We start from the raw sequence: 20,163 nt of genomic DNA, 5'->3' as shown, positions 1-20,163 counted from the left end.
CTGCCACCGCGGTGGCAGTGACGGAAGACGCGGAGGTTACTTCTCGATCCGCTCGCGCACCGCGGCGGCGGTCGCCTGGTGGCCGGCCGCGTTGGGGTGGGCGGAGCCGGGGGTCACCGGCAGCAGCGGGTTGATCCACCGCGTGGACTCGGGCCGGCACATGTCCTTGCCCTCGAACGCCTTGGACGTGTCGACGAAGTCGGCGTGCCGGGCGACCGCCGACGCCTCCAGCAGGGAGTTCAGCCGGTCGGTGGTCTGGTGGAGCCAGGTGACGTCGCCCTTGGCCAGCGGCACGGAGGAACCGCAGCCGCTTCCCTCGGCGGGGAACGGGTTGGGGTAGCCGACCACGACGACGCGGGCCTCGGGGCTGCGCTGCTCGATGTCCGCGACCGTCTCGGGCAGCCGGTCGGCCAGCTTGGTGAAGGCGGCCTCCACGTCACCGGAGACCTTGTCGCGGCAGGGAGCCCCTTCCTTGGTGACGAGTCCGGCCAGCACGCACTGGACGATTACGTCGGTGAAGCCGAGGTCGTTGCCGCCGAGCGTGACGGTCACCAGGTCGGTGTCCTGGGTGAGGGCGTCGAGCTGGGGTGCGGCCGAGCCGTCGCTGTCGCGCAGCGAGTCGGTGGTGGCCCCGCTGCAGGTGACGTCCGCGAACACCTCCGGCTCGAACGTGCCGGCCAGCAGCGAGGGGTAACTGCCCTTGCCGCGCTCGCAGTCCGCGTCGGTCTGTTCGGCCAGCCCGGTACCGGCGGCGTAGGAGTCACCGAGCGCGACGTAGTGCTTGTAGTTCCCCTGGGCCAAGTCGCCGGCCGCCGAGGCCGGGGCGGCCCCGCAGGTCAGCAGCGAGGCCGCGGCCGCGGTGACGGCGAGCGCGGCCATCCCCGCGCGGGCGTTCGGGAGTGGACGGAGATGAACCATGTGGTCCCCTTGAGACGGAGAGGGGCCGGCCGCAACGCCGGCCTGCCCCGTGCGCGGCGTCGCGCACGGGCATGTCGTCCGTCCAGACGGTGAGGGACCCCTTCCGGTTCACTCCGCGGCGGCACCAGAGGATCTCAACTCCCTTGCGGCGAGGCGGAGATCAGGCCTGGGTCAGCGCCCACCCGCGAGGTCGAGGTCCTCCTTCGTCGTCCCGGCCGCGCCCTCGATGTTCCGCGGGCGGCGCCACGGGCGCGGGATCGGGCGGGACACCGCCCGCCACCACGTCTCCACCGGCAGCTCCCCCGCCGGTTCGAAGGGCTCGCCCGGCCGGGGGAAGGCCACCGCCTGCCCCGCCTCCCCGGCGGCGTCCCTCGTCCACTCGGCCGGCTCGGCCCACGGGTGCGGTGCCAGGTTGAACGTGCCCCAGTGGATCGGCAGCAGTACTCCGCCCGGAGCGCCGCCCTGCAGGTCGAGGTGGGCGCGGACGGCCTCCTCGGGGGTCATGTGGATGTCCGGCCACATGTCGCTGTAGGCGCCGAGCTGGATCATCGTCGCGTCGAACGGGCCGTGTTCCGTGCCGATGTCCTTGAAGCCGAAGAAGTAGCCGGTGTCGCCGCTGTGGTAGATCCGGTGGTTCTCGCCCGCGACCACCCAGGACGCCCACAGGGTGTGCTGCCTGTTGCGGATGCCCCGGCCGCAGAAGTGGCGGGCGGGGGTGGCGGTCAGGGTGAGGCCGCCGATCTTCGCCGACTCGTTCCAGTCCAGCTCGCGCAGCCGGTCCGGGGAGACGCCCCAGCGTTCCAGGTGGGCGCCGACGCCGAGCGGCACCGCGAAGAGCGTGTCCGTGCCGGCCAGGGCCTTGATCGTGGGCAGGTCGAGGTGGTCGTAGTGGTCGTGCGAGATGACGACGACGTCGACCGGGCCGAGCGCGGCCAGCGGCAGCGGGACGGGGTGCAGCCGCTTGGGGCCGACGAAGTCGAACGGCGAGCAGCGCTTGCCCCACACCGGGTCGAACAGCACGCGGTGGCCGTCGATCTCGGCGAGGATGCTGGAGTGGCCCGTCCAGGTGAGCCGGAGGCCGGTCTTCGGGGGGCGGGCGAGGTCGGCGACGGTCGTGGCGTGCACGGGGATCGTGCCGGTGGGGGCGCGGCGGGCGCGGGAGTCCTTCTGGAAGTACTGCCTGGCCATGTCCAGGGCGGAGGCGCCGGACTCGCGGGTGCGGGTGCCGTCGGGGTTGACGAAGACGCCGCCGGAGAAGTTCGGGGAGCGGCGGATGCGGGCCATGCGCTCGCCCGTCGGGTCCGCGCCGAAGGAAAGGGGCCGTATCGGGCGCGGCCCGGGGGTGGGGGTACGTAGGCCGGTCACGGCGTCTCCTGTGGGGTACGTGGGGCGGTTCGTTCTCCGCGTCAACGGTTGTGGGGCGGCTGTGGGTTCCCGTGGGGGCGGGTGCGGCGGGGATTGTTCTCGCCCCCGCCGCCCCTGCCCTTCCCGCCCCCGGACCCCCAAGAGATTGCGCTCACGCGGCGGAGCCGCACATTGACACAGCCCCGCGCCCCTTGTTCAGACCGCCGTCCCGATCCGCATCCTGATGTCCTCGGGGGACAGGGGGCCCTTGGCCACCGCCTGGTCTCCGGAGGACTGGCCGCGCAGGCGGCGGCCTATCCACGGCACGAGATGCTCCCGCGCCCAGTGGATGTCGTCGCGGCGGATCTCCAGCGTGCCGCGCGGCGGCAGCGGCGGCCAGGGTTGGTCGGGGTCGGCCGGGACGTCGAGGCCGAGCAACTGGCCGGCGCGCAGCGCGACCCGGGTGTGGCCCTCGGGCGAGAGGTGCAGCCGGTCGGTGTCCCAGGCCCGGCGGTCCTGCACCGTCCGCAGCGACCACAGGTCGAGCACGGGGCAGCCGTACCGGTCGGCGATGGCCCGCACATGCCCGTTGTACGTCGCGATCTTGCCGCGCAGATGCTTGAGGACGGGGACGCCGCGGGTGTCGAAGCCGGTGGTGACCATCACCGTGCCGATCGTGCCGGTGAGGCGGGCCACCGCGCGTTCGAACCGTTCGGCGACCTCGTCCGGGTCGGTGCCGGGCCGGATGATGTCGTTGCCGCCCGCGCAGAAGGAGACCAGGTCGGGGGCGAGCGCCAGGGCCCGCGGGAGCTGGTCCGCGACGATCTGGTCGAGCAGCTTCCCGCGTACGGCGAGGTTGGTGTACCGGAAGTCGCCCTCGGGCCGCCGGTCGGCGAGGAGGACCGCGAAACGGTCGGCCCAGCCGACGAAGGCCCCGTCCGGGCCGGGGTCGCCGACGCCTTCGGTGAAGCTGTCCCCCACCGCCACGTACGACCCGATCACTGATCTGTTGTCACTCTTCGAATCGTCTGCCACGTCGGCCCATCCTTCCTCCTGGGATGTGAGCTACGCGACCGTAGGGAGGGGTTGACGGGCGGTGAGATACCCCACGGGTCAAGGCTTGGTCAACAGCGGAATAAGCCCTGATCCTGGTCCTGGTCCTGGTCCTGGTCCTGGTCCGGTGGAGTGTCCGGACACGGCCGAAGGCCGGACCCCGGGGATCGGGGGGTCCGGCCTTCGGGGAGGCGGGGGCCGTCAGACGGTGACGCCGTGGGCGCGCAGGTAGGCGACCGGGTCCACGTCCGAGCCGTAGTCCGGGGTGGTGCGGATCTCGAAGTGCAGGTGCGGCCCGGTGACGTTGCCGGTGGCACCGGAGAGGCCGAGCTGCTGGCCCTCGGTCACGGTCTGGCCGGCCGAGACGGAGAGCTGCGAGAGGTGGGCGTACTGGGCGTAGTAGCCGTCGGCGAGCTTCAGGACGACCTGGTTGCCGTACGCGCCGCCCCAGCCGGCGGAGACGACGGTGGCGTTGGCTATGGCCTTGACGCTGGTGCCGGTCGGGACCACGAAGTCGGTGCCGGTGTGGTAGCCGCTGGACCACATGCTGCCCGCGGTGTGGTAGGCGGTGCCGACGGTGGCGCCCTGGACCGGGAGCGTGTAGCCGGAGCCGCTGCTCGCGGCGGGCTTCGCGGCGGCGGAGTCGTCCTTGGCGGCGGACTGACTGCCCTGGGCGGCCTCGGACTTCTGCGCGGTACCGGACTTCTCGGCGGGCGCGGACTTCTCGGCGGAGCCGCTCTCGGCCGGGGACTCGTCCGAGGAGGAGCTGCCGGCGTGCGCGGGGGCCTTGGCGCCCAGCGTGAGCTTCAGGCCGGGGTGGATGAGCGACGGGTCGCTGCCGACGGCCTCGCGGTTGTCGTCGTAGAGCTTGTGCCAGCCGCCGGCGACGTGCTGCTCACCGGCGATCTTGGCGAGCCAGTCGCCGGACTTCACGGTGTAGGTCCGCGCGGCGTCCTCGTGCGCGCTCGCGGCGACGGAGGTGGCGGCGTGCTCGGGCGCGGCGGCCGGGGTGGCGGCGTGGGCGCCGGTGGCGCTCAAGAGGGGCAGCGCGAGCGCGGCGCCTCCGGTTCCGGCGGCGGCGAGGGTCGTGGTGATGAACCGGGCCTTGGTACGGCGGTGCTTACCCTTCGCGGGCATGTCGAATTCCTCTCCGGCGCCTGCGAGGTGAGCTGTCGGGTGCGAGCTGGAGATGCCCGGCCGCGCACTGTGCGCGGCTTTACCCCGAGCCTGTTCCGGAAGACCGGCCCAGGCGATGTACCTGTGGGTCCCCCGCTCCTGCCAGTACGGGTGGGTGAGTGCGGATTCCGGGCGGCGGCAGGATTCGGCGTTCCGCTCGGAACGTTGGGGAACGTAAGCGAAATGGCGCCGCGACCACAAGCTTTGGCTTTCCCCGGCACCGCTTTCCCTTGATCGATTCACAGAATTCACAGCACGGCACAGGAATGATCGATCTTCCCTTCCCGCCGAATTCCCCGACAGAACAGGTGAATTACGTGAACATGATGCTCGACGCCCCGTCACGAATATGACCCTGCTCACGCGTCACTCGTCGACGTAGCGCATTACCGGGCCAGTTGGACTGAAGGAGTCAATTCGGACAGAAAGGTCCGGATGGGGATTGGCCGGATAATCGAGTCGCCCGTTTCGCGGCATTCACGGTGGTACGGGGCACGGGTGGGATGTGTGTACGGAGCACGGTTGCCGGGGGCATCCGTGCCGTATCGTCGTCGGCGAACGCGCCCCGCCGACGAGCCGCGTCGGCGGACGGATGGGAGGAGCACCCGTGACACAGCAGGTCCCGTCGACCGAACCCGAGCTGGCCGGAGTGCGCAACTTCCGCGATCTGGGCGGGCTGCCGACCGCGGACGGCCGGCGCGTGGCCTACGGCAGGCTGTTCCGCAGCGGCCACCTCGCCCATGCGACGGCCGAGGACGCGGTCTTCCTCGCCTCCCTGAACCTGCGCACGGTCTTCGACTTCCGCAACGCCGCGGACCACAAGCTGGAGGGCCCGGACGTCGAGCTGCCGGGGGTGCGCAACGTCGGCCTGCCGCTGTCCGACCCGGCCGACGGGGCGGAGTTCTGGCGGCTGGTGCGCGAGGGTGACCTGGAGCAGCTGCGGGAACTGCTGTCCGACGGCCGGGCCGAGGCACGCATGCTCACCTCGTACCGGGCGATCGTGCGCGGGCGTACGGCGGAGCACGCGCGCGTGCTGGGCGCGCTGGCCGACGGCGGCGCGCCCGCGCTGATGCACTGTTCGGCGGGGAAGGACCGGGCGGGGCTGTCGATCGCCGTGACGCTGCTCGCGCTGGGCGTGGAGCGGGACGCGATCGTCGCCGACTATCTGGAGTCCAACGCGAAGCACCGCCGGTACAAGGTGCGGCGCAGCGCGTCCTCGGGGGACGCGTACTCCCCCGAGGTGATGGAGCTGCTCGCTCCGCTGTTCGACGCGCGTGCCGAGTACCTCCAGGCGGCGTTCGCCACGATCGAGGAGACCTGGGGCGGGGTGGACGCCTATCTGGAGCAGGGGCTCGGGGTCACCCCCGAGGTGCGCGCACGGCTACGCGAGCACCTGCTGGACTGAGGGCTTCCGGGGCAGCGGCTACTTGGCGCCCACCTCGAACAGCAGCCAGATGAACGCGGCGAAGAGGTGCCCGACGGCCAGGTACACGAGCAGCCTGACCCACAGGGCACGCGGGAACTTGGTCTCGAAGTCGCTCATGGGGTGTCTCCGGTGAGGGGGCCGAGGCAGAGCGCGGTGCTGGGGCTCTGCAGGAGGGTGTGGACGAACAGCAGGTCGCAGCCGGCGCGGTCGGCGGCGGCGAGGCGGTGCGGGGTGAGCGAGTCGAAGTGCGCGCTGTCCCCGGCGTCGAGGAGGTGCGCGGTGTCGCCGAGGCGGAGGCGGAGCCGGCCCTTGAGGACGTACAGCCACTCCTCGCCGGGGTGGACGCGGACGATGTCGCCCTGCGTGCCGTGGGGAACGTGGACGCGCAGTGCCTGCATGCCGCGGGCGGGGGCGCCGGCCTGCCAGTACGTCCAGCCGCCGGCGTGGGTCGGTTCCGCGTGGGCGGCGCGGACGACGGCGTCGCGTTCGGTGACGGTCTCGCCGAGCAGTTCGGAGACGGTCGTACCGTAGATGCGGGCGAGGGTGAGGAGGACGGGAAGGGAGGGGTGGCGGTGGCCGGTCTCCAGGCGGGAGAGGTGGGCCGGGGAGAGGTTCGCGGCCCGGGCCGCGGTCTCCAGGGTCATCGCTGTGCGGTGGCGGAGGGCGCGGAGCTGCGGGGCGACGGTGGGCAGACCCGCGCCGGGCTCCGCCGGAGGCGGCGGATCGGAAGCGCTCATACCCCCGATTGAGCCAGACTTTTGCCCAGGGGGCAATTTTCTTGCCTAGGAGGCAAAAGGCCGGTGGGTGGGGGTGCGCCCCCAGTTCATCGCCCCCGCGCCCCTGTCCAGGGGCGCGGGGAACTGCGCAAAACGGGGCGAAGCCCCGTACGGGGTCCAAGGGGCGGAGCCCCTTGAAGGGACGGGAAGGGTAGGGGCGGCGGGGGCGAAAAACCTCCCGGGCGAACCCCGCCCTACCTCGTCGCCACCGCCTGCTTCACCAGTGTCTTGCCGAAGTCCCACATGAGACCCCCGTCATGCGCGTCGTCCATCACCGCGGTGAACGCCTCCACGAACCGGTCGACATCCGCCTCGTCCACCACCAACGGCGGAATCAGCTTGATCACCTCCAAGTGGTCCCCCGACACCTGCGTCAGGATCCGGTGCCGCTGCAACAAAGGCACCACCACCATCTGCGCGAACAACCCCTTCCGCGCCGCCTGCAGCATCGCCCACCGACTCCGCAGTTTCAGCGACTTCGGCCGGCCGAACTCGATGCCGATCATCAGCCCCCGCCCCCGCACCTCGGCGAGCAGCTCGTACCGCTCCGTCAGCGCCGCGAGCCCCGACCTCAGCCGCTCCCCCATCGCCCGCGCATGGGCGACGGTCTGCTCGTTCTCCATGACGTGCAGCACCGCGAGACCCGCCGCCATCGCCTGCGCGTTGGCGCCGAAGCTGGCGGAGTGGACGAGCACGCGGTCCATGGACGAGTAGACCTTCTTGAAGATCCAGTCCTTGCCGAGCGTCGCCGACACCGGCACGTAACCGCCCGACAGGGACTTCGCCACGCACACCAGGTCCGGCTCGACGCCCTCCTCGTGCTGGTAGGCGTAGAAGTCGCCGGTGCGGCCGAGCCCGGTCTGCACCTCGTCGGCGATGAGCAGCGCCTTGTGCTTGTGCAGCAGCTCCTGCGCCGCGCGCAGATAGCCGGGCGGGGCCTCGTGCACGCCCTTGCCCTGGATCGGCTCGACGATGAGCGCGGCGACGTCGCCCTTCTTCAGCTCCCGGGCCAGCGCGTCGAGGTCGCCGAGCGGGACCGCGGTGTCGGGGAGCAGCGGCGCGAAGCCGTCGCGGAAGCTGTCCTCGCCGTTGACGGAAAGCGACCCGGTGGTCAGTCCGTGGAAGGCGTGGGCGCAGTACAGGACGCGGCGCCGCCCGGTGGCGTACCGGGCGAACTTGAGCGCGGTCTCGACCGCCTCGGTGCCGCTGTTGCCGAAGAAGACCCGGTCCAGGTGCGGGCTGTGGGACAGCAGCTTCTCGGCGAGCAGTCCGGGCAGCGGCGGGCAGTCGAACCGGGTCAGGTCGGCGAGGTCGGCGTCGAGGACGTCGTGCAGGGCCTTGCGCACCACCGGGTGATGGCGGCCGAGGCCCATGACGCCGAACCCGGCGAGCATGTCGAGATAGTCGTTGCCGTCGGCGTCCCAGAAGTGGGCGCCCTCGGCCCGTTCGTAGACCTTGTCGAAGCCGATGGTGTGCAGCATGCGCGGCAGCTGGTGGTTGACGTAGCGGCCGTGCAGGTCGTAGCGCTCGCCCCCGCGCGCGGCCAGCAGCCCCGCGAGGTCGAACTCCCCGCCCTTCGCGGCCTCCTGGCTCGGGGCGGATTCCGCGGTGGTCATACGTGGCTCTCCTCGGACGTCTTCGCTTGCGGTTCGGTCTGCTGCCCCGGCCGGGTGCCGACGGTGCCCTCCGCACCCGTCGTGAGGCAGCCGCTGATCCGGCCCGCGATCTCGACGGGGGTCAGCCCGATGTCGGCGAGCACCTCGCCGCGCTTGGCGTGCGCGAGGAACTGCTCCGGGATGCCGAAGCGCCGTACGGGCACGTCCACGTCGGCGTCGCCGAGGGCGAGCGCGACGGCGGAACCGACCCCGGCGGCCCGGCTGTTGTCCTCGACGACGGCGACGAGGCGGTGCCGGGCGGCGAGGCCGGGCAGGGCGGGGTCGACGGGTTTGACCCAGCGCGGGTCGACGACGGTGCAGTGGATGCCGCGCGCTTCGAGGAGGTCGGCCGCCTGGAGGCAGACGGGCGCCATGACGCCGACGGCGACCAGGAGCACCTGGGGGTCCTCCGCCCGGTGCAGTACGTCCATGCCGCCGACGCGGTCGAGCGCGGGGATCGCGGGGCCGACCGACTCCTTGGGGAAGCGGACCAGCGTGGGCGCGTCGTCCACGGCGAGGGCCTCGCGCAGTTCGGCACGGAGCTGGTCGGCGTCGCGCGGCGCGGCGATGCGCAGCCCGGGGACGACCTGAAGCATCGACATGTCCCACATGCCGTTGTGCGAGGGCCCGTCGACGCCGGTGACGCCGGCCCGGTCCAGGACGAAGGTGACCCCGCAGCGGTGCAGGGCCACGTCCATCAGGAGCTGGTCGAAGGCGCGGTTGAGGAAGGTGGCGTAGACGGCGACGACGGGGTGCAGTCCCCCGGTGGCGAGTCCGGCCGCGCTGACGGCGGCGTGCTGCTCGGCGATGCCGACGTCCCACACCCGGTCGGGGAACCGTTCGGCGAACTTCCCCAGGCCCACGGGGTGCAGCATGGCGGCCGTGATCGCGACGACGTCCTCGCGTTCCTCGCCGATCGCCGCGATCTCCTCGCCGAACACCGAGGTCCAGGAGGGGCCACCGGCCGGGGCGAGGGGTGCGCAGGTCAGCGGGTCCATGACGCCGACGGTGTGGAAGTGGTCCTCCTCATGGGCCAGCGCGGGTTCGTAGCCGCGGCCCTTCTCGGTGAGGCAGTGGACCAGGACGGGGCCGTGGAAGCGTTTCGCGCGCCGCAGCGCGGACTCGACGGCCCCGATGTCGTGTCCGTCGATGGGACCGACGTACTTCAGACCCAGGTCCTCGAACATGCCCTGCGGGGCGACGGCGTCCTTGAACCCCTTCTTGGCGCCGTGCAGGGCCTCGTAGACGGTGTTGCCGACGACGGGGGTGCGCTGGAGCATGCCCTTGCCCCAGGCGAGCGCCTTCTCGTAGCCGTCGGTGGTGCGCAGGGTGGCCAGGTGGTTGGCGAGGCCGCCGATGGTGGGCGCGTAGGAGCGTTCGTTGTCGTTGACGACGATGATCAGCGGCCGGTCCTTGGCGGCGGCGATGTTGTTCAGCGCCTCCCAGGCCATGCCACCGGTGAGCGCGCCGTCGCCGATGACGGCGACGACGTGCCCCTCCTCGCCACGCACCTCGCGGGCCTTGGCGAGGCCGTCGGCCCAGCCGAGCGCCGTGGAGGCGTGGCTGTTCTCGATGACGTCGTGCTCGGACTCCTCGCGCGAGGGGTAGCCGGACAGTCCGCCCTTGCCGCGCAGCTTGGAGAAGTCCTGACGGCCCGTCAGGAGCTTGTGGACGTAGCTCTGGTGGCCGGTGTCCCACAGGATGCGGTCGGCCGGCGACTCGAAGACCCGGTGGAGCGCGATGGTCAGTTCCACCACGCCCAGGTTGGGCCCCAGGTGTCCGCCGGTCCTGGCGACCGCGTGAATGAGGAACTCCCGGATCTCTTCGGACAGTTCACCGAGTTCCGCCTCGGACAGCGCCTTCAGGTCGCGTGGTCCCCGGATGTTCTCCAGCTTGGTCACGCTCGGGCCCCCTCTCGGTCCGTGCTGTTCAGCTCACGGTGACGGCCGGCTCCCCCGAACCGGTGCCGTCCTTCTCCATCTGCTCCGCGATCTTCATCGCCTCGTCGATGAGGGTCTCCACGATCTTCGACTCGGGGACGGTCTTGATGACCTCGCCCTTGACGAAGATCTGCCCCTTGCCGTTGCCGGAGGCCACCCCCAGGTCCGCCTCACGGGCCTCACCGGGCCCGTTCACGACACAGCCCATGACCGCGACGCGCAACGGCACCTCCATGCCCTCCAGGCCCGCCGTGACCTCCTCGGCCAGCTTGTAGACGTCCACCTGCGCCCGCCCGCAGGAGGGGCAGGAGACGATCTCCAGCCGGCGCTCCCGCAGCCCCAGCGACTGAAGGATCTGGATGCCGACCTTGACCTCCTCGGCCGGCGGCGCGGACAGCGACACCCGGATGGTGTCGCCGATGCCCTGCGAGAGCAGCGCACCGAAGGCGACCGCCGACTTGATCGTGCCCTGGAAGGCGGGGCCGGCCTCGGTGACGCCGAGGTGGAGCGGGTACTCGCAGGCCTCGGCGAGCTGCCGGTAGGCCTCGATCATCACGACCGGGTCGTTGTGCTTGACCGAGATCTTGATGTCCCGGAAGCCGTGCTCCTCGAAGAGGGACGCCTCCCACAGCGCGGACTCGACGAGAGCCTCGGGGGTGGCCTTGCCGTACTTCTGGAGCAGCCGGCGGTCCAGGGAGCCCGCGTTGACGCCGATGCGGATCGGCGTGCCGTGGTCCTTGGCCGCCCTGGCGATCTCCTTGACCTTGTCGTCGAACTGCTTGATGTTGCCCGGGTTGACGCGGACGGCCGCGCAGCCGGCCTCGATGGCGGCGAAGACGTACTTGGGCTGGAAGTGGATGTCCGCGATGACCGGGATCTGCGACTTCCGCGCGATGGTCGCCAGCGCGTCCGCGTCGTCCTGCGTGGGGCAGGCGACGCGGACGATCTGGCAGCCGGAGGCGGTCAGCTCCGCGATCTGCTGGAGCGTGGCGCCGATGTCGGAGGTACGGGTCGTCGTCATCGACTGCACCGACACCGGGGCACCGCCCCCGACCGCCACGGGACCGACGTGGATCTGCCGCGACACACGCCGCGGCGCCACCGGCCTCATGGGCACTTCGGGGACGCCCAGGGAAACGGCGGTCATGGCCTCACCTGGAGCTTCCCGCGTTCGCCGCGTTTCCGGCGACCGTCTCCCGCATGGCACGCAGGGACTCCTTGAGCGAGCCCATGGTGGCCATGACGGCGGTCGGCTCGTAGCCGCAGTGCGCCATGCAGTTGTCGCAGCGCGGGTCCTTGCCGCGGCCGTACTTGTCCCAGTCGGTCTTCTCGATCAGCTCCCGGTACGTCGGCACATAGCCGTCCGCCATCAGATAGCAGGGGCGCTGCCAGCCGAAGAGCGAGTAGTTGGGGATCGCCCAGGCGGTGCACGGGAAGTCGACCTTGCCCTCGAGGAAGTCGAGGAACAGCGGCGAGTGGTTGAGCCGCCACTTGCGGCGGTTGCCGCCCGCGAAGCTCTTCTTGAACAGCTCGCGGGTCTGCTCCACGCCCAGGAAGTGGTCCTGATCGGGCGCCTTCTCGTAGGCGTAGGCGGGCGAGATCATCATCTCGTCGACCTTGAGGTCGTCGTTGAGGTAGTTGAGCACCTCGATGATGGTCTGCGGGGTGTCGGTGTTGAAGAAGGTCGAGTTGGTGGTGACCCGGAAGCCGCGCCGCTTGGCCTCCTTGATCGCCTCCACCGCCTCGTCGAACACGCCCTCCTTGGCCACCGACTCGTCGTGGCGCTCGCGCAGGCCGTCGATGTGCACGGTGAACGCGAAGTAGGGGGAGGGCGTGAACTTGTCCATCTTCTTGCGCAGCAGCATGGCGTTGGTGCACAGGAAGACGTACTTCCGCTTCGCCACCAGCTGGCGCACGATCTCGTCGATCTGGGGGTGCATCAGCGGCTCGCCGCCGGCGATCGACACCATCGGCGCGCCGGACTCCAGCACCGCGCCGACGGCCTGGGCCACCGGCATGCGCTGCTTGAGCACCCCGGCCGGGTGCTGGATCTTGCCGCAGCCCTCGCACTTCAGATTGCAGGCGTAGAGAGGTTCCAGCTCGACGATGAGCGGAAACTTGTCCCGCTTGCGGAGCTTCTGTTCAGCCAGATACGTAGCGACCTTGATGGACTGGCGCAACGGCATGGCCATCGGGCTCACCTCCGGGGGAGCAGCAAGGATCGGTGCCATTCGAAAAATGCGGGAAGCACGGCACGGAGGACTCGGAAAGCAGATATTCCACCGCGCACCGTGCCGATTCGGACGAGTTCATGTTCTGGAGCGTCCACGACCACTCGGACGGCCGCAACCGGGCGCGCGCCCGTGCGTACGGCGCTGTGGAGCGTGGCGGCGGACTCCATGTCCACCGCGATCGCGCCGGTGGCGAGCAGGTCGGCGCGTTCGTGGCCGCGCACGACGTGGTCGGAGCCGGTGAGCGGGCCGGTGTGCACGGTACGGCCGGGCACGGCCCGTACCAACTCCTTGACCAGCAGTTCGGTGCCGACGCAGGGGGTGGCGCCGCGTGGATCGCGGGTCTCCTCCGCGACGACGAGGTCGCCGGGGTGCATGCCGGGCGCGAGCCCGGCGCAGAACCCCGTGGCCACCACGGCGGCGTCGCGCAGCGCGGGGCCGGCGAGCATCCGGGTGACCGCGCGCTCGGCGGCCTGGGGGCCCATGCCGGTGCGCAGTACGGTGACCGGCCCGCCCCCGGCGCCGGGACGGCCGGCGCCGCGCCCGCCGCCGCTGCGCAGCGCGAGGCGCTCGATGCCGAGCGCACAGGCGACGAGCAGCGGGGTGGGGGCGGGCCGGGTGGTCATCCGCGCCCCTCGGTGCCGGCGAGGGCCCCGCCCGTGCGCCCGGTGAGCTTGGTGAAGGGCTCGCCGTGGACGTAGCGGCCGAGCGCGGTCAGCGGGAAGACCTGCCGGTAGAGGTGGTAGTTGATGGAGAAGTCCCAGGGGAAGCCGGTGCCGGTGAACTGGGGTTCGTCCCAGGAGCCGTCCTCGCGCTGGGTGGCGGCCAGCCAGGCGATGCCCCGCTCGACGGCCTTGGAGTCGTGCTCCCCGGCCGCGAGGAGCGCCATCAGCGCCCAGGCGGTCTGGGAGGCGGTGGAGTCGCCGCGGCCGCTCCACTTGGCGACCTCGTGGTAGGAGCGCAGATCCTCGCCCCAGCCGCCGTCGTCGTTCTGCACGGACTCCAGCCAGGCCACCGCACGGCGGATGGCGGGGTGGGAGGCGGGCAGCCCGGCGGCGGTCAGCGCGGGCACCACCGAGCCGGTGCCGTAGATGTAGTTGACGCCCCAGCGCCCGAACCAGGAGCCGTCCTCCTCCTGTTCGGCGAGCAGCCAGTCGACGCCGCGGCGGGTGCGCGGGTCGTGGGCGAGGCCCTCGACGGCGAGCATCTCCACCACGTGCGCGGTGACGTCGGCGGACGGCGGGTCGATGACCTCGCCGAAGTCGCAGAACGGCAGCCGGTTGGGGAATCTGCTGGTGTTGTCGACGTCGAAGGCGCCCCAGGCGCCGTTCTTCGACTGCATGCCCAGGTTCCACACGACGCCGCGGGCGATCGCCTTCTCCACCCGCCGGGGGTCGTGGTGGCCGACCCGGCGCAGGGCGAGAACGACCTCGGCGGTGTCGTCGATGTCGGGGTAGTTGTCGTTGTGGAACTCGAACGCCCAGCCGCCGGGCGGCAGTCCGGGGCGCTTCACCGACCAGTCGCCGGGGCGCACGATCTGCTCGCCGAGCATCCAGTCGGCCGCCTTGACCAACTGCGGGTGGTCGGCGGGCAGTCCGGCGTCCGCGAGGGCGATGGTGGCGAGACAGGTGTCCCAGACCGGGGACTGGCAGGCCTCGATCATCCGGGCGCCGTCCTCGCGCCAGACGGCGAAACGGTCCAGCGAGTCCAGGCCCGCGCGCATCACGGGGTGCTGGAGGTCGTAGCCGAGCAGGTAGAGGGCGATGACGGAGTAGACGGCGGGCGGCTGGATGCCGCCCCAGCAGCCGTCGTTCTCCTGCCGTTCGACGATCCACCGGGCGGCGCTGTTCATGGCGGCCCGGCGCAGCCGGCGCGGTGCCACCTTGCGGAAACGGTGCAGCGCCTTGTCCAGACGCTGGAAGACGCCGTCCCAGGTGCCCAGGGGCGCGAACGGCCGGGGCGGATTGGGGCGGTCGGGGTCGACGTGGAGTTCGTCCAGGGGAAAGGGCGCCGGACGCACCGGGCGCTTGGCGGAGACGATGGTCAGGGGCACGATCGTCTGCCGTGCCCAGCAGCCGAAGTCATAAATGTTGAGCGGGAACCAAGTGGGGAAGTAAATGAGCTCCGGCGGGAGCTCGGGCAGGTCCTCCCATTTCCACCAGCCGAACAGGGCCAGCCAGATCCGGGTGAAGACGCGGGACGCGGCGATGCCGCCCTGTGCGCGGACCCAGGCGGAGGCCTTCGCCATGTGCGGGGCGTCCGGGGCGTCGCCGGCCAGCCGCAGGGCGACGTAGGCCTCGATGGTGGTGGACAGTTCGGCGGGGCCGCCGTGGAAGGTGGCCCAGGTGCCGTCCGCGCGCTGCTCGCCGCGGATGAAGAGGGCGGCGGCCTGGGTGGTGCGGTCGTCGCGGATGCCCAGGAACTGGCGGAGCAGGAGGTCCTCGGCGTCCATGGTGACGTTGGTCTCCAGGTCGCCCTTCCACCAGCCCTGGGCGTCCTGGCGGGCGAGCAGGAAGTCGGTGGCGCGCAGCATGGCGCGGGTGGCGACGTCGCGGGTGCCGGCCGCGGCGGGGGCCTTGGTGGTGCTGGTCGTGCTGATCTTTCCGGTGGTGCTGATGTTGCCGATGGTGCTTTCGCTGGCCGAGGCAGCGCGGGGCGGCAGGGCCCCGGTACTTCCGTCGGTCGTCGCTGTCATGGCTTCCCCTTCGTGCAGTGGTGTCTCTCTGCTGGGTCCGCCGTCGACCGGTGCTCGCGGCACCGGCCGGCGACTACGCGAGGCTCGTTGAACCGATAGTGATCATCTCTTCCGTACGACGACGAAGTCGGCGAGCGCGGTGAGCTGCGCCCGCACCTGGTCCGGCATCCGGACCGAGTCCAGTGCCCGCACGGCCACCTCGTGCTGGCGGCGGGCCTCCTTCTCGGTCCACTCGCGGCCGCCGGCCTCCTCGATCAGGGCGGCGCGCGCGGCGAACTCCTCCTCGGTGAAGTTCTCGAAGTCGCTGTTCTTGGCGTCCTCGGCGAGGATCCGCCCGAGCTTCTCGGAGGCGGGTCCGCCCGCGGCGAGCGCGGCGACGACGGGGAGGGACTTCTTGCGCTGACGCAGATCGCTCCAGGCCTGTTTGCCGGTGGCGTCCGGGTCGCCCCAGATGCCGAGGAGGTCGTCGACGGCCTGGAAGGCGAGGCCGAGGTGGTGGCCGTACGTCTCGAGGGTGTCGGCCGTCGCGTCGTCCGCGCCGCCGAGCACCGCGCCGATGGAGCAGGCGCAGGCGAGCAGGGCGCCGGTCTTGTTGCCCTCCATCTCCAGGCACTCCTCGACGCTGACGCGGTCGCGGTGCTCGTAGGAGATGTCCTGGGCCTGACCGTCGATCAGGGCGCGGCTGGCGGCGGTGAGCCGGCGGGTGGCGCGGCCGGCCTCGACGGTGCCGAGTTCCAGCAGCACCTCGTTGGCCAGCGCGAACAGGGCGTCGCCGACCAGGATGGCCTGGGCGGGGCCGTGCACCTTCCACACCGTGTCGCGGTGCCGGCGCTGCTCGTCGCCGTCCATCAGGTCGTCGTGCAGCAGGGAGAAGTTGTGCACCAGTTCGACGGCGACGGCGCCGGGGACGCCGACCTCGGGGGCGGCTCCGGCGGCCTGCGCGGAGAGCAGCGCGAGGGCGGGGCGCACGGCCTTGCCGCCGTCGCCGTCGGCGGGGTTGCCGGCCGCGTCGATCCAGCCGAAGTGGTAGGCGGCGACGGTGTCCATCGGCGGCGCCAAGCGGTCGACGGCCGCCCGAAGCACCGGGGTGGCCAGGGTGCGGCCGCGCTCCAGGAGCGCGGTCACGTCCACCGCGGTCGCTGACGCGGCCGGGGACGCCGGGGGCACGGTGGGCACAGTCTCTCCTCTTGTCGCATGAGCGGGAGCCCGGGTGGCAGTTCCCCGCTGATCGGCTTTCATGCCGCCTCCTCGTGCAGGGCGAGGAGATGGTCCCGGGGCCGGCCCAGCGCGCCGAGCGCGGCGTCCGCGGCGGCGGCGCCGCTGCGGACCGCGCCCTCCATGGTCGCGGGCCACCCGGTGGCGGTCCACGCGCCGGCCAGGTAGAGGCCGGGGGCGTGGGTGCGGGCGCCGGGCCGCAGCCGTGCGGTGCCCGGGGCGGGGGCGAAGGTGGCGGTGCGTTCCCGGGTGACGAAGAAGTCGCGCACGCGGGCCTCGCGGGCGGCGGGCAGCAGTCGCTCCAGCTCGGGCAGGAACCGCTCCCGCAGGGCGGCGACGGGCTCGTCGATCAGGTCCTGGGCGGCCGACTGGGACAGCGCCAGGTACTGGCCCTCGCGCAGCCCGGAGGCCTCGGTGCGGTCGAAGACCCACTGCACCGGTGAGCCGAGGGCGGCGAAGAAGGGCCGGGCCAGCACGCGGCGGTCGTAGACCACGTGGACGTTGAGGATCGGCGCGGTGCCGAGCTCCAGCAGCCGCTCCGGCTCCTCCAGCGCCCCCGCGGGCAGCAGGGCGTGCGCCTCGCGCTGGGGCACGGCGAGGACGACGGTGTCGGCCTCGAGGGTCTCGCCGGGAACCTGAACCGCCCAGCGCCCGTTCCCGTAAGGGGAGACGGAGGTGACTCGTGTACGGACTTCGGTACGCACGCCCGCGGAGTCGAGCGCCTTGCGGGCCAGGGTGTCGTGCAGTTCGCCCAGCGGGACGCGGGCCCAGCCGATGTCGGCGGCCCCCGGGTCGGACAGCAGACCGGTCTTGAACACCATCGCGGCGAGCGCCAGGGAGGCGTCCTGGGCCACCGCGTTGAGGGTGGCGACCCCCACGAGGTCCCACAGTGCCTCGACGGCACGCTCCGACTGACCGTGTGCGGCCAGCCAGCTGCCGAAGTCCTGGGTGTCCAGCGCCGGGTCCCCGAGGTCCAGGGCACGGAGGGCGAGGGCGGCTCTGCCCACCTTCGCGCGCTCGGCGAGCGAGAGGTGCGGGTAGGTGGCGAGGCTGCGCCCGAGGTGCAGGGGCACGGGCAGCGCGTCGCGCCGCAGGGTGCCGAGTCTGCGTCCCGGTTTTCGCCGCGGGTCGACGACGGGGACTTCGAGCCGGTCCTGCAACGGGGCGAGGGAGGCGGCGTCGATGCGGTCGAGGAACCAGCGGTAGGCGGTGCAGCAGCGCAAGTAGACGTGCTGGCCGTTGTCGACGGTGAGGTCGCCCCGGTGGAAGGAGAAGGCGAGGCCGCCCAGGCGCGGTCTGCCTTCGAGGAGGGTGACCCGTACGCCGGCGTCGGCGAGCGCGAGCGCGGCGGTGACGCCGGCGAGTCCGCCGCCGACCACGACGGCCGTGGCCGGTCCCCCGGCACCGCCGGCCGGTTCCGTCCCCGGCTCGCCCGGCAGCGTGGCCTCGCTCATCGCACACCCTCCCCCGCGGCGCCACCGCGCGGGCGCGCCACCGTTGTCAGGGACGCCGCGCACCGCCGGAGGGTTGCCTGCCGGTTCCCGCCGGTCACCGCAGGCCGCCGCGGGCGGAGGGGACCGTCCGGGCCGACGGCCGCCGACGCCGGCGGGCGAGCGGAGCCGCCGCCCGTCGCGGGCGCGCTCCCCGCTGCGCGTGCGCCGCACGCGCCGGTGACCGGCGAGGGCGGCAGGCGGTGCGCGCCGTCCCGGCCGGGCACCGCGGTGGCCTCCGGCGGCAGCGGGCAGTGGTCGCCCGGCGCGGGCGGCAGCGGGCGGGCCTGGTGGCCCGCGCCGGGTGCGGGCGGCGGTCCGTAGGTCGTTGCCTGGGTGCGGCGCATCACACGCGCCTCCTGACCGTGCGCCGGGTGACGTTGCGGGCGTCGAGGCCGGAGAGGCCGCGGACGGCGACGTAGGCCTTCTCGCGGCCGGGCAGCGAGACCCGGCCGCGCAGCACGGCCTCCGGTTCGCGTGCGATGCGGTCCAGGAGCCGGCGGTAGATGCCCGCCATCGCGGCGACGCACGCGCCGCTGCGCCGGTCGAGCATGGGCAGCAGCCGGTAGCCCTCGGCGAAAAGAGCGCGGGCCCGACGCACTTCGAAGTGCACGAGGCCCGCGAAGTCGGAGCCCTCCGGTGGAGTGGGTCCGCTGAACCCGGCCGAGCAGCCGAATTTGGCGAGGTCGTCGGCGGGCAGATAGGTACGCCCGGTCTCGGCGTCCTCCCGTACATCCCTGAGGATGTTGGTGAGCTGGAGGGCGAGCCCCAGGGTGTCGGCGTACTCGGAGGCCCGCTCGGCGCCGCGCGCCCCCGGCTCGGTGCCGAACACGCCGAGCGAGAGCCGTCCGATCGCGCCGGCGACGCAGCGGCAGTACGCCTTGAGGTCGTCCCACGTCTCGTAGGTCTCGCCGCCGACGTCCATCAGGACGCCGTCGATGAGCTCGTCGAGCCCGCCGAGCGGGATCGGGAACCGGTCGGCGGCGTGCGCGAGGGCGACGGCCACCGGGTCGGTGTCGTCCTCGCCGACCTCTCCCCCGCGCACCCGGGCGAGCAGTGCCCGGGTGTCCTCCAGACGGGTCTTCTTGACGTCGTCCGCCAGCTCGCCGTCACCGATGTCGTCCACCCGCCGGGAGAACGCGTACAGCGCGGACATCGCCCGGCGCTTCGGCGCCGGCAGCAGTCTGATGCCGTAGGCGAAGTTGCGGGCCTGCTGCCCGGTGACGGTCTCGCAGTAGCGGTACGCGGCGAGTACCGGTGGGGACACGTGCTGTTCCGACTCCACGGTCCGGATCACCCCTCTCCTCGCAGAGTCACGCCCACCTCGCGCAGCAACCGGAGCTTGCCGGGTTTGGGCGGGCCGGGAAGTACGTCGAAATCGGCGGCGGCGATCGCCCGGATCGCCGCCCTTCCTCCTGCCACGAACCCCGCGAGCAGCAGTCTGAGTCTGCCGTGGACGCTACCCACCAGGGGGGCGCCTTCATTCAGCAGGCCGAGGGCGCGTTCTGCTTCGTATGCAACCAGTGCGCGCACCGATGCGCCTGCTGAGGGGGTGGCGAGATCCGCCTCCTGGACGTGAAAGCGTTTCATGTCCTCGGCGGGGAGGTAGATGCGGTCGCGGCCCAGGTCCTCGGCGACGTCCTGGAGGTGCTCGACGATCTGCAGTGCGGTGCAGATGAGATCGGAGCGACGGACGCGCTCGGGGGTCGTGGTGCCGGTGACGGCGAGTACGAGCCGGCCGACGGGGTTGGCCGACAGCTCGCAGTAGGCGAGCAGGTCGTCGTAGGTCTCGTAGCGGTTGACGAGCTGGTCCTGGCGGTTGGCGGCGATCAGCCCGAGGAAGGGTTCGGGGGTCAGCGCGCGGCGCCGGACCGTCGGCTGCAAGCGGCGCAGCAGGGGGTGGCGCGGGGTGGCGTCGAAGACGCGGCGCAAATCGGCCTCGAAGGCGTCCAGCATGACGAGGCGGTCGTCCGCCTGTTCGGGTGCGACGCCGAGGAGCCGGGCGTCGGCTCCGCCGGGGGCGAGATCGCCGTCACCGATGTCGTCGACGAGGCGGGCGAAGCCGTAGACGGCCATCAGGTCGTCGCGCCAGGGGCGGGGCAGGAAGAACGGGGCCACCGGGAAGTTCTCGTCCGCGGCCTTGTCGAGGGTGTCGCGCTCGGGATCGCCGGCCCGCGTCGCGCCGGCGTCGGTCACCATGTGCCGCCCGGCCCGGGGACGGCGCATGCCTCGCGGAGGTGGAGA

The 20,163-nt window shown here is 72.2% G+C and carries 17 protein-coding genes and 1 riboswitch; of the genes, 1 reads left to right on the top strand and 16 read right to left on the bottom strand.

Going from position 1 to position 20,163, the window contains the following annotated elements:
- Positions 1–36: 36 nt before the first annotated feature.
- The 4 genes from OIE12_RS28245 to OIE12_RS28230 form a co-directional block, all read right to left on the bottom strand.
- The gene (locus OIE12_RS28245; protein ID WP_329140085.1) at positions 37–918 is read right to left on the bottom strand and encodes an SGNH/GDSL hydrolase family protein; all 882 of its coding nucleotides are present in this window, start codon (positions 916–918) and stop codon (positions 37–39) included.
- A gap of 171 nt (positions 919–1,089) precedes the next feature.
- Positions 1,090–2,283: an MBL fold metallo-hydrolase gene (locus OIE12_RS28240; RefSeq protein ID WP_329140083.1), complete on the bottom strand. Its 1,194-nt coding sequence runs from the start codon at positions 2,281–2,283 to the stop codon at positions 1,090–1,092.
- Between the two features lie 195 nt (positions 2,284–2,478).
- The gene (locus OIE12_RS28235) at positions 2,479–3,264 is read right to left on the bottom strand and encodes an SGNH/GDSL hydrolase family protein (protein ID WP_329142285.1); all 786 of its coding nucleotides are present in this window, start codon (positions 3,262–3,264) and stop codon (positions 2,479–2,481) included.
- A gap of 252 nt (positions 3,265–3,516) precedes the next feature.
- Positions 3,517–4,452 (bottom strand): M23 family metallopeptidase, encoded by a 936-nt coding sequence (locus OIE12_RS28230; protein WP_329140081.1) that lies wholly within the window; start codon positions 4,450–4,452, stop codon positions 3,517–3,519.
- Positions 4,453–4,456: 4 nt separating this feature from the next.
- A riboswitch (cyclic di-AMP (ydaO/yuaA leader) is annotated at positions 4,457–4,619 on the bottom strand.
- 479 nt (positions 4,620–5,098) lie between these two features.
- Here OIE12_RS28230 and OIE12_RS28225 point away from each other — a divergent pair.
- A complete protein-coding gene (locus OIE12_RS28225; protein ID WP_329140079.1) occupies positions 5,099–5,896 on the top strand; it encodes a tyrosine-protein phosphatase in 798 nt (265 codons plus the stop codon).
- 18 nt (positions 5,897–5,914) lie between these two features.
- On the opposite strand, the gene OIE12_RS28220 is transcribed toward OIE12_RS28225, so the two are convergent.
- The 12 genes from OIE12_RS28220 to hpnC all read right to left on the bottom strand — a co-directional run bounded on the left by OIE12_RS28220 (position 5,915) and on the right by hpnC (position 20,145).
- Positions 5,915–6,034 carry a DUF6126 family protein gene (locus OIE12_RS28220; RefSeq protein WP_033226447.1) on the bottom strand — a complete coding sequence of 40 codons (120 nt, stop codon included), beginning with the start codon at positions 6,032–6,034 and terminating at the stop codon, positions 5,915–5,917.
- Entirely contained in the window at positions 6,031–6,654 is a 624-nt protein-coding gene (locus OIE12_RS28215) for a helix-turn-helix domain-containing protein (protein ID WP_329140076.1), read from the bottom strand. Before OIE12_RS28215 ends, OIE12_RS28220 begins: the two co-directional genes overlap by 4 nt.
- Positions 6,655–6,887: 233 nt before the next feature.
- Positions 6,888–8,309 carry an aspartate aminotransferase family protein gene (locus tag OIE12_RS28210; protein WP_329140074.1) on the bottom strand — a complete coding sequence of 474 codons (1,422 nt, stop codon included), beginning with the start codon at positions 8,307–8,309 and terminating at the stop codon, positions 6,888–6,890.
- Entirely contained in the window at positions 8,306–10,249 is a 1,944-nt protein-coding gene (gene dxs, locus OIE12_RS28205; protein WP_329140072.1) for a 1-deoxy-D-xylulose-5-phosphate synthase, read from the bottom strand. The genes OIE12_RS28210 and dxs overlap by 4 nt, the downstream gene beginning before the upstream one ends.
- Positions 10,250–10,277: 28 nt before the next feature.
- On the bottom strand, positions 10,278–11,435 hold the full coding sequence (gene ispG, locus OIE12_RS28200; RefSeq protein WP_329140070.1) for a flavodoxin-dependent (E)-4-hydroxy-3-methylbut-2-enyl-diphosphate synthase: 1,158 nt from the start codon (positions 11,433–11,435) through the stop codon (positions 10,278–10,280).
- 4 nt (positions 11,436–11,439) lie between these two features.
- The gene (hpnH, locus tag OIE12_RS28195; RefSeq protein ID WP_329140069.1) at positions 11,440–12,480 is read right to left on the bottom strand and encodes an adenosyl-hopene transferase HpnH; all 1,041 of its coding nucleotides are present in this window, start codon (positions 12,478–12,480) and stop codon (positions 11,440–11,442) included.
- 5 nt (positions 12,481–12,485) lie between these two features.
- Positions 12,486–13,145 (bottom strand): phosphorylase family protein, encoded by a 660-nt coding sequence (locus OIE12_RS28190; RefSeq protein WP_329140067.1) that lies wholly within the window; start codon positions 13,143–13,145, stop codon positions 12,486–12,488.
- Positions 13,142–15,214: a squalene--hopene cyclase gene (gene shc / locus OIE12_RS28185; RefSeq protein WP_329140065.1), complete on the bottom strand. Its 2,073-nt coding sequence runs from the start codon at positions 15,212–15,214 to the stop codon at positions 13,142–13,144. Before shc ends, OIE12_RS28190 begins: the two co-directional genes overlap by 4 nt.
- A gap of 102 nt (positions 15,215–15,316) precedes the next feature.
- Positions 15,317–16,453, bottom strand: a complete 1,137-nt coding sequence (locus OIE12_RS28180) for a polyprenyl synthetase family protein (protein ID WP_329140063.1) — start codon at positions 16,451–16,453, stop codon at positions 15,317–15,319.
- Positions 16,450–17,883: a hydroxysqualene dehydroxylase HpnE gene (gene hpnE / locus OIE12_RS28175; protein WP_329140061.1), complete on the bottom strand. Its 1,434-nt coding sequence runs from the start codon at positions 17,881–17,883 to the stop codon at positions 16,450–16,452. The genes OIE12_RS28180 and hpnE overlap by 4 nt, the downstream gene beginning before the upstream one ends.
- Positions 17,884–18,265: 382 nt before the next feature.
- Positions 18,266–19,216 (bottom strand): presqualene diphosphate synthase HpnD, encoded by a 951-nt coding sequence (hpnD, locus tag OIE12_RS28170; protein WP_329140059.1) that lies wholly within the window; start codon positions 19,214–19,216, stop codon positions 18,266–18,268.
- Entirely contained in the window at positions 19,213–20,145 is a 933-nt protein-coding gene (gene hpnC / locus OIE12_RS28165; RefSeq protein WP_329140057.1) for a squalene synthase HpnC, read from the bottom strand. The genes hpnD and hpnC overlap by 4 nt, the downstream gene beginning before the upstream one ends.
- Positions 20,146–20,163: the final 18 nt, after the last annotated feature.

Origin of the sequence: Streptomyces sp. NBC_00670 (assembly GCF_036226765.1) — a bacterium.
Taxonomy (GTDB): domain Bacteria; phylum Actinomycetota; class Actinomycetes; order Streptomycetales; family Streptomycetaceae; genus Streptomyces.
This window is presented reverse-complemented; position numbering and strand designations above follow the sequence as displayed.